The following is a 15,686-nucleotide window of genomic DNA, read 5'->3' on the forward strand; positions in this document are numbered from 1 at the left end:
GTACGGGGATTCGCATTCGCGGAGAGTGACCGGCGCCACTGCCCGCGAATGCGAATCCGCTACCGGAAGTCCCGTCGGCGGGGTGGCTCAGTGCACCTCGGCTGGCTCCGGGTAAACCGTCGGGAAGTGCGGCAACACGTTCTCCGCGATCTCCTGCAGCACCTCCGGCGCTGGCCGGTGGCCGTACTTCAGGTTCAGTGCCACGTGGTTGACGCCGATGTCGCGCAATTGCCCCAAGTGGTCGAGCAGGTGCCGCCAGCCGGACCTGAAGCCGAGGTGGATCGGCTTGGGCCCGGCGGCCGCGTCGGACTCCAGGTCGATGTAGAGCGATTGGGCGAACGGCTTCCACCTCGGGGTGGCCTGCTGCCAGGACGTGGTGATCATGCGCTGCTGGACCAGCGGTCGCGGGTACATCAGCCAGCCGTCGCCGTGTTCGGCGATCCAGCTGATCTCCTGGCGGCTGTTGCCGGTGATCAGCATCGGCACCCGCCGCCCGACCGGCTTGGGCAGCAGGTCGGTGCCGCGCAGGGTGCCGTAGACCGAGTCGACGTCGGGGAAGTCCTCGGCCCACAGCCTGCGGATGACCTCGACCGACGAGCGGAACAGGGCGCCGCTGTGGTCGCGGTTGAGCCCGTAGGCGGGGAACTCCACGCCGCGGTCGCCGGTGGCCGCGCCGATGACCAGCCTGCCGCCGCTGAGCTGGTCGAGCGAGGCCGCCGCCTTGGCGACGTCGATCGGGTTGCGCAGCGGCAGCACCGTGGAGCCGGTGGCCAGCGCGATGCGGGAGGTGCGGGCGGCGATGGTGGCCAGCCACACCCAGGTGTCGAACAGCTGGCCGCCGTCGCCGAAGGACAGGTCGAGCAGGGGGACGTCGCGCGCCCAGAGCGCGGCGAACCCGCGCTGGTCGGCGAGCACCGACTGCTCGAGCTGCTCGGCGACCTCCAGCCTGGGCACGGCGCCCGCGTAGGACTCCAGCGGGTACATCAGCCCCAGCGTCAGCTCCCCCTGGCGGAACATGGTGTTCCAGCCGGGTCGGTCGCCGAACGTGTACGTCATGAGCGCTCTCCTCGCCGAATACTTGACCTCCAGGTCTAAAACAGTCTACCGTTCCCGGCCATGGGGAGACCTCGCAAGTTCGATCCGGAGCAGGCGGTGGCCCAGGCCGCCGAGGCGTTCCGGGCGGGCGGCTACGGCGAGACCTCCCCGCAGGACCTGGCCGACAGCATCGGCATCGGCAAGGGCAGCCTGTACAACACCTTCGGCAGCAAGCACGAGCTGTTCCTGCGCAGCCTGGAGCACTACGCCGACGTGTCGCTGCACGACCTGCGGGCCGTGCTCGACACCGACGAGCCGATCCGCGACCGGATCAGGGCGCTGCTCACCGGGTTCGTCGACGCCGACCTGGCCGACCCGGACCGGTGCGGCTGCCTGGTGGTCAACAGCGCGGTGGAGATCGGCCCGCACGACGAGGACGCCGCCAGGGTGCTGGGCCGCTCGTTCGACTCCAGCCAGGCGGTGCTGCACGCCGCGTTCATCGCCGCCCAGCAGGCGGGCGAGATCGCGGCGGAGAAGGACCCGAAGGCGTTGGCGTGCTTGATGCAGAGCACGATGATCGGGCTGCGGGTGCTGGCCAAGGCCAGGGTGGACCGCTCCCGGTTCGACGCGGCGATCGACGCGGCCGTCATGGCCATCTGAGCACTCCGGCACGACCATCGGGGCGGCTGGCCGTGCCGGAGTTTTGTACCTCAAGTTCAAAAAAGTTGTCCGTCCGATCCCTGTTGTTCAACCTGGAGTGGGGAAGAAGCATGACTGCGTCACAGGAAGCGACGCCGCAGGAGACGCCGCCGCCGGTGGTGGACCCGAAGGCCGAGGTCACGACCAGCACCACCGGCACCAGCGGCGAGAAGTGGACCGGCAAGCTCTGGGCCACGCTGATCGTGCTGTGCAGCGCGATGTTCCTCGACGCGCTCGACAACGCCATGGTCGGCATCGCGGTGCCGCCCATCCAGCAGGAACTGGGCATGTCCACCTCCTCGGTGCAGTGGGTGGTCAGCGCCTACGTGCTCGGCTTCGGCGGGTTCCTGCTGCTCGGCGGCCGGATGGCCGACCTGGTCGGGCGGCGCAAGGTGTTCCTGGTCGCGGTCACCATCTTCGGCCTCGCCTCGCTGATCGGCGGCCTGGCCACCGACGGCTTCCTGGTCATCGCGGCCCGGTTCGTCATGGGCGTCGCCGCGGCGTTCACCGCGCCCGCCGGTCTGGCGATCATCCTGACCCAGTTCCCCGAGGGCGCCCCGCGCAACAAGGCCGTCGCCATCTACACCGCTTGCGGCGCGTTCGGCTTCTCCCTCGGCCTGGTCGCCGGTGGTCTGCTCACCGAGATCGGCTGGCGCTGGACCTTCCTGCTGCCGGTGCCGATCGCGCTGGCCATCCTGGTCGGCGGCGCCCTCCTGGTCCGCAAGGACGAGCCCGCCACCGGCAAGCGCCACTACGACATCCCCGGCGCCATCAGCGTGACCGGCGCGATGCTGCTGCTGGTGTTCACCATCGTGCGCGCCCCCGAGGTCGGCTGGGCCTCTGCCCAGACCCTGCTGCAGTTCGCGGGCGTCATCGTGCTGGTCGTGGCGTTCGTGCTGATCGAGCGCAGCACCGCCAACCCGCTGATCCGGCTGGGCTTCCTGCGCAACGGCGGCCTGATCGGCGCGGCGCTGACCGCGGCGGCCATCCTGGGCACCTACATGAGCTTCCAGTTCATCGGCTCGCTGTACCTGCAGGACAGCCGGGGCTGGTCGCCGCTGGAGATGGCGCTGGCCTTCCTGCCCTGCGGCATCCTGATCGCCATCATCGCCCCGCGCGCCGGTGGCCTGCTCGGCAAGTTCGGCCCGAAGTGGATGATGTTCGCCGGCTTCGTCGCCTACACCCTGGCCTACGTCTCCTTCCTGCGCATCGACGTCGACTCCAGCTACGCGGCGGTGCTGCTGCCGACCATGCTGCTGATCGGCGTGGCCTTCCCGCTGTCGTTCACCGGCTCCTACGTGCAGGCCACCAGCGGTGTCGCCGACTCGGAGCAGGGCCTGGCCGCAGGTGTGCTGCAGACCGGTTACCAGGTCGGCGCGGCGTTGCTGCTGGCCGTGGTCACCGCGACCATGGCGGTGGGCACCGGTGGCGCGGGTGCCACCAACACCATCGAGAGCTACCACAACGGCATGTACGTGATCACCGCCGTCTCGGCGCTGACGCTGCTGGCCACCCTGGTGTCGGCGCTGCGCAAGAAGCGCGTCGCCGCCTAGCCAGACACCCCACGACCGCGGGGCGCGCCAGCAGGCGCGCCCCGCGCTTGTGAGCACCGATGACCGTTTCGTCCCGCTTGCCCAGCAAGGAGGTTCCCATGTCCGAGCGGTCGGTCCTCGACGGCGGGCCAGCTCCCCAGCTGGACGCGCAGTGCCTCGGCGAACTGCTGCCCAGGGCGGCGGCCCGCTCGATCGAGCCGTCGATCCACCTGATCGCCGCCGACGGCGCGCAGACCCGGCTCTCCTACGCCGACCTGCTCGACGCCGCCGCGCGGGTGCTGGGCGGGTTGCGCCAGGCGGGTGTGCGGGTGGGTGAGCGGGTGGTGGTCCACCAGGCCGACAACCAGGACCTGCTGGTCGCGTTCTGGGCCTGCGTGCTCGGCGGTTTCGTCGCCGTGCCCGCGGTGGCGGTCCCGAGCGGGCCCGGGTACCGGTGGCTGGTGGCCGACGAGCCGCTGCCGCGCGGGCCGCGCTGGGTCGGTCCGGTGGCGCGGTTGCTGGCGCACGCGCCCGACAAGGACTGGGTGCAGACCGAACTCGACGACGTCGTCCTGCTCACCACCACGGCGGGCAGTTCCGGACCGGTCAAGACCGTGGCGCTGACCAACCGCGCGGTGCTGAGCCGCTCGGCGGCCACCATCGAGGACAACGACCTCGACGAGCACGAGGTCACCTTCAACTCCATGCCGCTCGACCACGTCGGCGGGCTGGTCATGTTCCACCTGCGGGACGTGCAGTTGGCCTGCGCCCAGGTGCACGCGCACCGGCTGTGGATCACCGGTGACCCGGCGCGCTGGCTCGACATCGCCGACCGCTTCGGCGTGACCGTCGCCTGGGGCACGACCTCGGCGCTGGAGGCGATCGCGGCGCGGGCGGACTCGGGCACCTGGGACCTGTCCGGGCTGCGGTACGTGATGAACGGCGGCGAACCCGTGCTGGCGGCGACGATCCGCCGGTTCACCGCCGCGTTGGCGCCCTTCGGCCTGCCCGCCACAGCGGTGCGGCCCGGCTGGGGCATGTCCGAGACCGCCGCAGGCGTCATCGATCACCGCGTGGACCCGGCTCGGGTCACCGACCCGGTGCCGGTGGGCACACCGCACGCGGGCATCGCCGTGCGGGTCGTCGACGAGGACGGCGCCGTCGTCCCCGTTGGTGCGCAAGGGCGGATGCAGATCCGTGGCGACTCGGTCACCCCCGGTTACACCGACGGCACCGCGTCGCCGTTCACCGAGGACGGTTGGCTCGACACCGGCGACCTCGCCGTGGTGCGCGACGGGGCGCTCACCATCACCGGCACCACCGCGGGCGCGCTGACCGTCGACGGCGCGGTCCACCACGCGAGCGCGATCGAGGCGACCGTGTCCGAACTCCCCGGCGCCCGCAAGGGATCCGTCGGCGCCACCGTCGGCGACGACGGACTTGTCCTGTTCCTGGAAGGGAATCCGGACGAAGCGGCGGTGCGCGCCGCGGTGCTGGCCGCGCACGGCCTCACCCCGGCCAGACTGGTCCTGTTGGCCGACGGGGAGTTCCCCAAGACCCGTACCGGAAAGCCGCGCCGCGCGGCACTGCGGGAACTGACCTCCACAAGCGACAGTCTGTCATCAACACACCCCCACTGAATGAGGAGAATCGTGTACGTCACCACGGAGCAGGCCCTCGGCGCCGACACCGCGTCCGCACTGCGGGAACTGGTCGACCGCCAGGAGATCGTCGACACCCTGCACCGCTTCGCCTTCGGCCGCGACCTGCACGACCGCGCGCTGTTCGAGTCCGCGTTCACCGCCGACGCCGAGTTCGACTTCCGGCCCGCCGCCACCAAGTGCGGGCTCGAGGTGCCGCTGTTCGAGGGCATCGAGATGATCGCGGCCATCGTCCTCGACCCGCGCCTGCACACCACCCACAGCGTCACCAACACCCGGGTGAGCGTCGACGGCGACACCGCCAGCCTCTCGGCGATCGTCGAGGCCCAGCACCTGCCCGCCGACGACCACAGCAGGCACGCCCTGCTCAAGAACCTCTACGCCGCCACCCTCGTGCGCGACGGCCAGCGCTGGCGCATCAAGCACGTCCGCATCGACAACGTCTGGTACACCGGCGACCCCCAGGTCATCGTCGGCGGCTAGTAACACTCCCTCCCGCCACCCGCCCCCACATCCCCACCCGGCATCGCCCCCGGCCTGGCAGGGAACCTCACCAGCCCGCCCCACCGAGCCAGCCCACCCCACTGCTCGATGGGGCGGACTTGGTTTGCGTGGGGTGGCGTCGTCCGTAGCGTTGTGCGCTGCAGGGCCATGCTCTTCGGCCCCAGCTTTGCGGTCCTGCCACGGGCGGCGCAGGGGGCCCCGCGCAAACCAAGTTCGCCCCATCGAGCACACCCCACCCACCACGAACCGACCCCGCCAACCCGGCCCACCGAGTCAACCCCGCCAGCCCAGCACCGCTCCCAGGAACCCTCGGTGCCAGATGCTCGATGGGGCGGACCTGTTTTGCGTGGGGTGGTGCTGTCCGTAGCGTTGTGCGCGGACAGGGCCACGCTTTTCGGCCCCAGCTTTGCGGTCCTGCCACGGGCGGCGCAGGGGCCCCGCGCAAAACAGGTTCGCCCCATCGAGCCCACCGCACCACCACGGACCGGCCCCGATGGCGCAGCCGAGGCGGCCATCAAACGACCAACGGCCCCGGGATGTTCATCCCGGGGCCGTTGCGCTGTCAGGAACCTACTGCACGATCCCCAGGCTGAACGGGTTCTGCGGGGTGCCGCCGAGCAGGTGGGCGCCGACCGACTGCAGGACCTGGTCCTGGGCGATCACGTGCTGGCGCATGGTCTGGGTGTCGCGCAGCCAGCGGTCCATCGGGGACGGCTTGTAGATGGCGGTGGTGGCGACCAGGTCGCAGAGCTTGGCGACGATGTCGCGGGCGACGCGGAAGGAGTTGGTGCGGGCCAGGACCGTGGCCACGCGCTGGTCGGGGGTGAGCTCGATGCCCGCGTTGAGCAGCTCCCACTGGGTGCGCAGGGAACCGTAGACCTGCTCGCGGACCGCGCCGAGCTCCATCTCCGCCTCGGCGATGGTGTACTGGATGCGGTAGATCTCCGCCCACGGCACGCCGCTCATCCGGTCGGTGCGGTTGACCGCGAGGTCGCGGACGAAGTCGAGGGCGGCGCGGGCGACGCCGAGCGGGACGCCGGGCATGTTGCGCAGGATGGCGTCGGGGGTGGCGTTGGGGCCCGACACCGTGGCGGTGGCGAAGCTGAACGAGTGCGCCTCGGGGACGAACAGGTCGACCGCTTCGTAGTCGCGGCTGCCGCTGCCCGCCAGGCCGGTGGTGAACCAGGTGTCGTGCACGACGAACTGGTCGCGCCTGGCGATGAAGATGCGCCAGTGCATGGGCTGGCCGGTGGGGCTGGCCTCCGGCTCGCCGTCGGTGTGCACGAACGCGCCCGCCACCACGTAGTCGGCGTGGGTGATGCCGCTGCCGAAGCCCCAGCGGCCGTTGAGCCGGAACCCGCCTGCCACCCGGTCGGCGCGGCCGATCGGCAGGATCAGGCCCGCGGTGACCGTGTCGTGGTCGGTGAACAGCTCCGCGGAGACCTCCTCGCCGAGGAACTGCGCGTACAGCGGGGTGTCCATGCCGATCATGGCGCACCAGGCGGCGGAGGTGTCGCCGGTGGCCAGGGTCTCGATGAACTGGGTCTGCTCCATCGGGTTGAGCTCGGGGCCGCCCTTGTCCTTGGGCAGTGCGACGCGGAAGGCGCCGGTCGAGCGCAGCAGCTCGACCACGTCGGCGGGCAACGAGCGCTCGCGCTCGATGTCCACGGACCGCTCGCGCAGCAGCGGCACGGCGGCCTTGGCCCTGGCGAGCACGTCCTGCGCGGTGAGCGGCGCGGTGGTCTCTACGGTGTCGACAACGGTCATTGCGTGCCCTTCCTGGCCTAGAGGTAGCGACCGGGCGCGATGACCCCGGTCGGGTCGAGGGAGTCCTTGAGCCGCCTGGCGAACGCCCTGGCGCTCGGTCGGCCCCCGACCCGGTCGATCCACCCGTGGTGGTCGACGTCGAGCCGGTAGGGCAGGAAGCCCTGCTCGGAGAACAGTTCGTACAACCGGTCCAGCGCGCGGTGCGCCGCTTGGGCGTCCGCCCGGTCGAACTTCATGGCGACGACGAGGTCCACCAGGTCGGCGCCGAGCACGTTGCCGGTGCCGCCCGCGAGGATCCCGGTGTCGGCGTGCACCTGGCCGAGCAGCTCCTCGGCCTTGACGACAGCCTCGGCGGTGAACGGCAGCAGGGGCAGGAAGAACAGGAAGCCCATGGCCGAGTCGAGCTTGTCGGCTGGCATCCCCATCTTCTGCTCGAAGACCCGGTCGGTGACGTCGGGGTCGCCGAGGTAGGAGCGCTCGACGAGGCTGGTGACCTCGTGGTGCTGGGCGGCCGGGTCGGTGGCGTCGGTGGTCGACACCTCGGTGAACACCCCGGAGCGGGTGGCCTCGTCGGCGAGGATCGCGCTCAGCGCGGCGACCGAGGCCTCGGTGCCGTCGACCGGGATGTGCAGCAGGAACTGGCCGGGGGCGCTGCCGTAGCCGCGCGCGGCGGTCGGGTTGTAGAACTTCGGCACCCCGGAGGCCAGCCCCTGGGCGACCCAGCGGCGCAGCAGCGCCGTCGCCGCGCCGAGGTTGTCCGGGGTGAAGTTGAGCCGCACCACGCGCAGCGCCTCCGGCCTGGGCAGCAGCCGGATGGTGGCGCCGGTGACCACGCCCAGGTTGGACTGGACGAACAGCTGCACCAGCGACGGGCCGAGGGTGTGCGGGTAGACCGGGGTCGTGCGGTCGTCCTCCGGCCACCAACCGACGTGCACGACCTCGCCGTCGGGCAGCACGACCTCCAGGCCGACCAGGTCCTCGACCCGCTGGTGGCGCAGGCCGACACCGCGGTCGAGCGCGTTGCCGAGCACGCTGGAGTGCGCGGTGGAGACGGTGACGTTGACCATCCGCTCGGTGTCGGCGAGCAGTCCGGCGAGGTGCCCCTGGGTGACGCCCGGTTCGACGACCGCCCAGCCCGCGGCCACGTCGATGTCGCGAATGGCCTTCAGGTCCGACAGGTCGAGCGCGATCACGTTGTCGGTGGCGGGTTCCCGCGAGCCCAGGCCCCAATTGCGCCCGGTGCTGAAGGCGTGCACCGAGACCGCGCCGCCGCTGGCCGCGACCGCCGCGACGACCTCGCGGGCCTGCTCGGCGGTGGCGGGCTTGACCGAGGCGAGCACCTCGCGCTGGCGGAACAGGCCGGTGTTGTCGCCCAGTCCGCCCCGGGTGACCCGGTCTGCGCCGACGACCCCCTCGACGGCGGCCAGCACCGCGCCGGTGCCGGTGGTCTGCGATGTGGTCATCGGGTCCGAACCTCCCTGTCGAGCCGCGCGGCGCCGCCTGCGCCGACGGCGTGGTACTCCCCGTGCAGGAAAACCAGTGGTGGCCGCCGGTCCTGCGAGCCGGTGGCGAGCACGTCGCCGATGAGCAGCGTGTGGTCGCCGACCTCCACCGCCTGCCGCAGCCCGCACTCCAGCCAGCCGGGCCCGTCGAGGACCAGCGCGCCGGTGTGCTCACCGGCGACCGCGGACACCGTGGCCAGCGCGGCGCGCCGCTGCTCGCGGCCCGCGGCGAACGCCCTGGCCACGTCGGACGCCCCGATGTCCAAGATGGACAGTGCCCAGTGGCCGCTGACCAGCAGGTCGGTCAGGAAGACCGAGTCGCGGCGCAGGCACACCGACACCAGCGGCGGGTCGAGCGAGAGCGAGGTGAGCGAGTTGACCGTCACCGCGTCGTGCTCTGGTCCGTTCGGACCATCCACCCTGGTGGTCATCACGCACACCCCGGTGGCGAAGTTCCGCATGGCCACGCGCAAGTCAACGCCCACCGCAGGCTCCTTCTCGGACGAGTCTTGTTCGGTCGATGCCGTACCGGGGCCGCGCTCAGCGACCGTGCGGGCGGCCGGCGATCCCCATCACCGGCTCCTGCCCGTGCCCCGCTCAACCGATAGTATTCGGGTGGTTGCGCCTGCCGTCGTGCTTGCGCGCACGCTCTCTGCTCATTTCACGCACAGGACCAAGGGGTGCTCAGCCATGGCTGGCAAGGGGTTCGACACCGAGACCGGACTGGCCAAGGTGGCCGCGTTGGCGTCCACACAGGACTGGCTCGCGGTGCTGGTCACACAGCGCGCGAGCGGTGAACCGGCCACCTCGGTGGTCAACGTGGGACTGGTGGACCACCCGGTGACCGGTGAGCGCGTCCTCGCGCTCGTCTCGCGCGGCGGCACCACCAAACTGCGCAACCTGCGCAGCACGCCGAAAGCGACGCTCGTCTTCCGCGCGGGCTGGGACTGGATCTCGGTGACCGGCGAGGTGGAGATCGCCGGACCCGATGACGCGCACGAGGGCGTGTCCGCCGAACGGCTGCCGTCGTTGCTGCGGGAGATCTACACCGCCGCGGGCGGGCAGCACGACGACTTCGAGGTCTACGACCGGGAGATGGCCGCCGACCGGCGCGCCGCGGTGTTCGTCCGCCCGGGCCGGTTCACCAGCAACCCGACCCCGCACGACCGCGAGGACTAAAACCGAACCGCGGTCCCGCCGCGCCAGCGGCGCGGCGGGACCGCGGCCATCAGCACTGAAATCCTTTTGCCACAACAAACCTCCCGCAGTGGCAATGGAGCATTGGCCCTGACGGCTCAGCGCCACCCGGGGACAGCGCGGCCGATCGGGGTGAGCGTCGCGCAGTCCCCGCCGGTGCGGCGGTACTCCCTTGGCGAGACCCCGTACTTCATCCGGAACAGCCTGCTCACCTGCGAGGCGTCCACCAGGCCCCAGCGCTCGGCGATGGCCGAGACGGTGAGGTGGTCGTAGCGGGGGTTGACCAGGTCGGTGCGCAGCCGCTCGAGGCGCTGGTCGCGGATCCAGCGGGCCGGGCTCGAGCCCTGCTCGGCGAACAGGACCTGCAGGTAGCGCAGGGAGATGTTGTGCCTGCGGGCCAGCATGGCCGGGCTCAGCGAGCTGTCGCCCATGTGCTCCTGGGCGTAGCCGCAGATCCGCAGCACGAGCAGCTGGCGGGCGGCGGCGGGGTCGACCACCTCCGAGCACAGCCGCTCGGCGAACAGCGTGGTGATCATGCCGCCGACGGTGGTGCCCAGCGGTTCGCGGGCCGCCTCGTCGAGTTCGGCCAGGTGGTAGCCCAGTGCGGCGAAGGTGTGGCTGGCCAGCGCGCCGACCCCGGTCTTGCCGTTCCACGGCGCGGCGGTGATGGAGCTGGTCTTCTGCGGGGTGACCCCCAGCGCCCGGTGCGGGGCGCGCACCCCGACCATGGTGAACGGCTGCGGCATGGCCAGCGTGTAGGGCCTGCTGCTGTCGAAGGCGACCAGGTCGCCGGTGCGCACGGTGATGTCGGTGCCGTCCTGGCACAGCCGCGCGGTGCCGTTGAGCAGGGTGACCACGTAGACGTGGCCGCCCTCGTTGCTGGCCACGCGGTCGTGGCGGACCACCGCGTGCGGGTCGGCGGTGATCCGCGAGACGCGCAGGGTGCCGAACACCCTGGTGGCGATGGTGCCGCTGCCGAAGCGGTCCCGGTCGCCGACGACCTGCAGCGTGCCGCACACCCGGCGGACCTCGTCACCCCACAGGTCGAACGCGCGCGCCGGTTCGACGACCGGCGTCGTGGCAACCACCGCGACGGACGCACTGGTCACTGCGGGACCCCCCGGGATCTTCTGTCGGACCATGGCCGGGCAAACTCCGCACGCGAGCGTACCGGAGCTGACTAACCAGGTGAGCTGGTTTTGGGAATCACCCAAAACCGTACAGCCAGATGCATCACAATCTGATCACTGTCGGTATACAGGGGGTCACTTATCGTCCATCAGGGGTTCGGCTGCGCTAATTCGCAACTGACCGCGCGCGCGATCGCTAACTAGACCCGAACACCGACGGTAATGTAAGGCCGAACAGTGCGACAACGATGCTCTTTTTGCGCGCACTGATTACGCCGGCTTGGCGTTTGACACCTCCGGGGGTTCGGATATCAAAGGGGGAGCATGTCGTCCTTATCCAGAATTGGCGTGGTCGGCGGCGGGGCGTCCGCGGTGTGCCTGCTCGACGCGATCGCGGCGGACACCGACCTGGCACCTGGCACGATCACCGTGTTCGAGCCGTCCAAGCACCTGTGGCGGGGTAGGCCGTACCAGCCGGACCTGGACGTGGTCCGGGTCAACGCGACACCAGAGGACATGTCGGTGCGCGCGGGTGACGATCACCACATGTTCGAGTGGCTGGCCGGTCGAGACCTGTTCACCGGTTCACGTTCGGTCTATACCGACCCCCTCTCGGGGGCGCAGTTCGTCCCCCGCGCGGTCTACGGGGATTACCTCGAACAGTCGGCTCGCGCTGCGCTCTTGGCACTAGTGCGCAAGGGCTGGCACGTGGAATTGGTTCGCAACCGGGTCGAACGGGCCCAGCCCGGCGCCGACGGGCTCACCATGTGGACCGACCGGGGGGTGCGCCACGAAGTCGACTACGCTGTGTTGAGCGTGGGCGCGGGCCGCCCGGCGGACCTGTACGCGCTTTCCGGACACGCCGGATTCATCGGCGAACCATATCCGGTGCGCGACTCGTTGAGCGGTATCGCACCCGACGCCGACGTCGCGGTGATCGGTGCCGGGTTGACCGCGGTCGACGTGGTGCTGGCACTGGCCGCGCGCGGGCACCAGGGCAAGATCCGGGTGTACTCCCGGCGCAACGTGCTCCCCGCGGTGCGCCAGCGCCCGGTGCACCACGTGCTGCGGCACTTCACCCCGGCCCGGTTCCGAGCGCTGGCCGCGGGCGGCGAGCGGCTGACCGTGGCCGACCTGATCGCGGTGATGGCCGCGGAACTGGCCGAGGTTGGCGAGGACATCGCCACCGTGCGCCGGGAACTGGAGTCGGTGCGCGCGGAGGACCCGGTGCAGCGACTGCGCAGGCAACTGGCCGAGGTGGACTCGCCGAGCGTGGCGATGCGGATCGTGCAGCAGGCGGTTCCCGAGGCGGGGCCCGACATCTGGCCGCTGCTGACCGAACAGGACAAGAGCCTCGTGCTCGCCGAGCACGACCGCGCGCTGATGAGCCTGTGCTGCCCGATGCCGCCGAGCAACGCCGCGGCGCTGCTGCGGCTGATCGACTCCGGCCAGGTGGAACTGGTCAGCGGGCTGGTGGGAATCGAGCCGACCGGACACGGCTTCCGACTCTCCACCGCCCGCGGCGACCACGCCGAGGAGCACCGCGCCGACGTCGTGGTCAACGGGGTGAACGCGCGGCTGCGCAAGCTCTCCGAGAAGGCCACCCCGCTGTTCAGCTCGCTGGTCTCCTCCGGGGTGGCGCAGCCGCACCCGCGTGGCGGGCTGCACGTGGAGCGGGCCACCAGCAGGCTGACCGTGGACGGCAAGCCCAACCCCAGGCTCTACGGCCTCGGCGACCCGACGCTGGGCAGCCTGTTCTTCACCTTCGGCGTTCAGTCCCTCGTGGACCGAGCGGTGGACATCGTCGCGGCGATCCGCGAGCACAGCACCGCGACCGCGGTGCGCACCGATGACGAGCTACTGCCAGCCTGACCCAGGAAGCGAGGACCACCCGATGTCCACTGTGGAGCAAGCGAAGCCGGGCTACCTGGCCGACACGCACACCGGTCTGCCCATGCCGGCCGCGGAGGTCTTCACCGACCCAGCCGCTGAACGCAAGCAGCGCAAGCAGCGCTTAGCCGCGGCACTGCGCCTGTTCGGCAAGTACGGGTTCGGCGAGGGGATCTCCGGGCACATCTCGGTGCGCGACCCCGAGCACCCGAACCTATTCTGGGTCAACCCGTTCGGCGTGTCGTTCAAGCTGGTGAAGGTCAGCGACCTGATCCTGGTCGACAGCGAGGGCACCGTGGTGCAGGGCAAGCACCCGGTCAACCCGAGCGCGTTCGTCATCCACTCGGCGATCCACGACCTCGGCCCGCACGCCGAGGCGGCCGCGCACGCGCACACCGCGCACTCGCGGGCGCTGGGCGCGCTGGGGCGGCTGCTGGAGCCCTACGACCAGGAGTCGGCCGCGTTCTACCAGGACCAGGTGCTCTACGACGACTACCGCGGTCCCTCGATCGCGGTCGAGCAGGGCCGCGACATCGCCGAGAAGCTGGGCGACAACCGGGCGATCCTGCTGCGCCACCACGGTTTGATCACCGTTGGCGGGTCGCTGGAGGAGGCGGTGCACTGGTTCTTCACCTTCGACAGCTGCGCCGAGGTGCAACTGCTGGCCCTGTCCGCCGGTGACCCCAAGCCGATGGCCCACGAGCAGGCCGTCGCGGCCAAGGACGGCTTCGGCGACCCGCAGTTGGGCTGGTTCAGCTTCCAGCTGCTCTACGACGAGATCGTGGCCGAGCAGCCCGATTTCCTCGACGAGTAGCACCACCCCACGGCCCACCGCGAAGGGACGCCGCCCGCCTGCGGCGTCCCCCGGTGGGGGTGTCGGACCTACCCCGGCTCCGGCACCCCCACCGGCGGTGGGCTCTTGCGCAACATCCCCAGGGTCAACCCGGTCGCCCGCTTGAACAGGTACTCCGCTCGTTCGTAGGACAACCGCCCCCGCCCCGTCACCGGGCACAGATCCCCCTCCCCCGGTACGCGCCCCGGCCCGGGGCGGCGGTCGGCCAGGAACAGCGGACCGCGGTCACGTCCGCGCAGCAGCAGCGGCAGCAGGCGTGCTGTCCCTTCCCGCCAGGTCACCCCGTCGACGGCGCGGCGGCCCGAGAAGTCCAGGTGCTCCACGTCGAGGTCGAGTACCGCGCGCACCGGAGCCCGCGACTCGCGGAGCAACGTCCACAACAGACGCTCGCGCAGCGGGGCATCGTCTCCCCAGGGTTGACCGACAACCGGGGCCACGACACTCCGCGACTCGACCTTTCTGTCCACAGTGGCCGCTAAGTCCGCGATCCCGGCCCACGCGCAGAAAGAGCGGATGGCCGACCGGTGGCGATTCCACGTCCTGGCCGAGGCACTGCCCCACACCGAGGCGAACACCGCACCAACGTCCTCTGTGGTCACCGAAGTCAGCGGTGTCCGGTCGCCGACGGCCCTGCGGAGGCGGCCGAGTGTCTGGGCGTAGGAACGGGCCGTGGACGGGTCGAACCCGGCGAGGAATTCCGTTGCCAGCTCGGCGATCGCGCGACCGACGGGGGTGGCGGCCTCGTCGGCGCGTCGGCGCAGGAATGCGCGTTCAGCGGCGTTGTCGGTGAGCGTGGCGGCGCGTTCGAACTCGCGACGAGCCTCCTCGCCCCGCCCCAGGCGCAGCAGCAGGTCACCTCGGGTGCTGGGCAGCAGGTGGTAGTCACGCAGGTCGGTGATGGCGTCGACCAGTTCCAGGCCTGCCTCGGGGCCACGGGCCATGCCGATGGCGACCGCGCGGTTGAGCTGGACCACCGGGGTGGGCAGCAGGTGGGCGAGGGCGTCGTAGAGCGAAGCGATCTGCGCCCAGTCCGTGTCCTCGGCCGTGCGGGCCCCCGCGTGGCAGGCCGCGATCGCCGCTTGCAGCACGTACGGCCCGGCGGGCCCGGCGCTGCGCGCCTTCAGCAGGGCCGTGAACCCGCGGCGGATCAGCAGCGGGTCCCACCGACCGCGGTTCTGCTCGTGCAGCCGGACCGGCTCGCCGTCGGGACCGGTACGCGCGGCGGCGCGGGACGCCTGGAGTTCCATCAGCGCGACCAGGCCGTGCACCTCGGGGTCGCCGGGGACCAACTCGGCGAGCAACCGACCCAGCCGCAACGCCTCGAGGCACAGGCCGGGCCGCAGCAGGTCGTCACCCGAGGTCGCGGAGTAGCCCTCGTTGAACACCAGGTAGATCACCTCTTGCACCGAGCTGAGCTGCCCCGGGGAGCTCAGCGGGTGCCCGGCCAGGGTCCGCTTGGCCCTGGCGACGCGCTCGGCGATGGTCGGGGTGTCGACCAGGAACGCCCTGGCGATCTCCTCGGTGGTCAGCCCGCACACCAGCTTGAGGGTCAGCGCGACCCGCTCGGCGGTGGACAGGGCCGGGTGGCAGGCCAGGAAGACCAACCGGAGCACGTCATCCGGTTGATCGTCCTCTATGGACTCGACGGCCTCCGGCGCCGCGTCCCGCTCGCGGCGCACCCGGCGGAGGTGGTCGACCGCGCGCCGCTTGGCCACCGCGGTCAACCACGCCGCCGGGTTGTCCGGGACCCCGTCGCGCGGCCACTGCCGCAGCGCGCTGACCAGCGCTTCCTGCGCCAGCTCCTCGGCCAGCCCGACGTCGCCGACCATCCTGGTCAGCGCGCCGACCACCCGCGCCGCCTCGGCCTTCCAGACGGCGTCGAGGGTCCGGTTGACGTCGGGTGCCCTGGCCACGGG

Annotated in this window: 13 protein-coding genes; 7 read left to right on the forward strand and 6 right to left on the reverse strand. The window is 71.2% G+C overall.

Annotated elements, in window-relative coordinates:
* Positions 1–87: 87 nt before the first annotated feature.
* Positions 88–1,056 (reverse strand): LLM class oxidoreductase, encoded by a 969-nt coding sequence (locus JOD54_RS31315; protein ID WP_204455536.1) that lies wholly within the window; start codon positions 1,054–1,056, stop codon positions 88–90.
* A gap of 60 nt (positions 1,057–1,116) precedes the next feature.
* On the opposite strand from JOD54_RS31315, the gene JOD54_RS31320 reads away from it, so the two are divergent.
* The 4 genes from JOD54_RS31320 to JOD54_RS31335 all read left to right on the forward strand — a co-directional run bounded on the left by JOD54_RS31320 (position 1,117) and on the right by JOD54_RS31335 (position 5,410).
* Positions 1,117–1,695 (forward strand): TetR/AcrR family transcriptional regulator, encoded by a 579-nt coding sequence (locus tag JOD54_RS31320; RefSeq protein WP_204455537.1) that lies wholly within the window; start codon positions 1,117–1,119, stop codon positions 1,693–1,695.
* A 110-nt stretch (positions 1,696–1,805) separates the two neighbouring features.
* On the forward strand, positions 1,806–3,287 hold the full coding sequence (locus JOD54_RS31325) for an MFS transporter (protein WP_239573568.1): 1,482 nt from the start codon (positions 1,806–1,808) through the stop codon (positions 3,285–3,287).
* A 98-nt stretch (positions 3,288–3,385) separates the two neighbouring features.
* Positions 3,386–4,906 carry an AMP-binding protein gene (locus tag JOD54_RS31330; RefSeq protein WP_204455538.1) on the forward strand — a complete coding sequence of 507 codons (1,521 nt, stop codon included), beginning with the start codon at positions 3,386–3,388 and terminating at the stop codon, positions 4,904–4,906.
* Positions 4,907–5,410, forward strand: a complete 504-nt coding sequence (locus JOD54_RS31335) for a nuclear transport factor 2 family protein (RefSeq protein WP_204455539.1) — start codon at positions 4,907–4,909, stop codon at positions 5,408–5,410.
* 591 nt (positions 5,411–6,001) lie between these two features.
* On the opposite strand, the gene JOD54_RS31340 is transcribed toward JOD54_RS31335, so the two are convergent.
* Genes JOD54_RS31340 through JOD54_RS31350 form a run of 3 tightly spaced genes read right to left on the reverse strand, consistent with a single transcriptional unit; the run spans position 6,002 to position 9,185 of the window.
* Positions 6,002–7,198 carry an acyl-CoA dehydrogenase family protein gene (locus JOD54_RS31340; RefSeq protein ID WP_204455540.1) on the reverse strand — a complete coding sequence of 399 codons (1,197 nt, stop codon included), beginning with the start codon at positions 7,196–7,198 and terminating at the stop codon, positions 6,002–6,004.
* A 17-nt stretch (positions 7,199–7,215) separates the two neighbouring features.
* Positions 7,216–8,661 carry an FAD-binding oxidoreductase gene (locus JOD54_RS31345; RefSeq protein ID WP_204455541.1) on the reverse strand — a complete coding sequence of 482 codons (1,446 nt, stop codon included), beginning with the start codon at positions 8,659–8,661 and terminating at the stop codon, positions 7,216–7,218.
* Positions 8,658–9,185: a flavin reductase family protein gene (locus JOD54_RS31350; RefSeq protein WP_204455542.1), complete on the reverse strand. Its 528-nt coding sequence runs from the start codon at positions 9,183–9,185 to the stop codon at positions 8,658–8,660. The genes JOD54_RS31345 and JOD54_RS31350 overlap by 4 nt, the downstream gene beginning before the upstream one ends.
* 205 nt (positions 9,186–9,390) lie before the next feature.
* Between JOD54_RS31350 and JOD54_RS31355 the strand changes: the two genes are divergently transcribed.
* The gene (locus tag JOD54_RS31355; protein ID WP_204455543.1) at positions 9,391–9,879 is read left to right on the forward strand and encodes a pyridoxamine 5'-phosphate oxidase family protein; all 489 of its coding nucleotides are present in this window, start codon (positions 9,391–9,393) and stop codon (positions 9,877–9,879) included.
* Between the two features lie 116 nt (positions 9,880–9,995).
* On the opposite strand, the gene JOD54_RS31360 is transcribed toward JOD54_RS31355, so the two are convergent.
* A complete protein-coding gene (locus JOD54_RS31360) occupies positions 9,996–11,006 on the reverse strand; it encodes an AraC-like ligand-binding domain-containing protein (RefSeq protein ID WP_204455544.1) in 1,011 nt (336 codons plus the stop codon).
* Between the two features lie 345 nt (positions 11,007–11,351).
* On the opposite strand from JOD54_RS31360, the gene JOD54_RS31365 reads away from it, so the two are divergent.
* Both JOD54_RS31365 and JOD54_RS31370 read left to right on the forward strand, forming a co-directional pair.
* A complete protein-coding gene (locus JOD54_RS31365) occupies positions 11,352–12,899 on the forward strand; it encodes an FAD/NAD(P)-binding protein (RefSeq protein WP_204455545.1) in 1,548 nt (515 codons plus the stop codon).
* 22 nt (positions 12,900–12,921) lie between these two features.
* A complete protein-coding gene (locus JOD54_RS31370; RefSeq protein WP_204455546.1) occupies positions 12,922–13,731 on the forward strand; it encodes a class II aldolase/adducin family protein in 810 nt (269 codons plus the stop codon).
* A gap of 68 nt (positions 13,732–13,799) precedes the next feature.
* On the opposite strand, the gene JOD54_RS35870 is transcribed toward JOD54_RS31370, so the two are convergent.
* On the reverse strand, positions 13,800–15,683 hold the full coding sequence (locus JOD54_RS35870) for a sigma-70 family RNA polymerase sigma factor (RefSeq protein ID WP_307860429.1): 1,884 nt from the start codon (positions 15,681–15,683) through the stop codon (positions 13,800–13,802).
* Positions 15,684–15,686: the final 3 nt, after the last annotated feature.

This window comes from Actinokineospora baliensis (genome assembly GCF_016907695.1).
In the GTDB taxonomy this organism is placed as follows: domain Bacteria; phylum Actinomycetota; class Actinomycetes; order Mycobacteriales; family Pseudonocardiaceae; genus Actinokineospora; species Actinokineospora baliensis.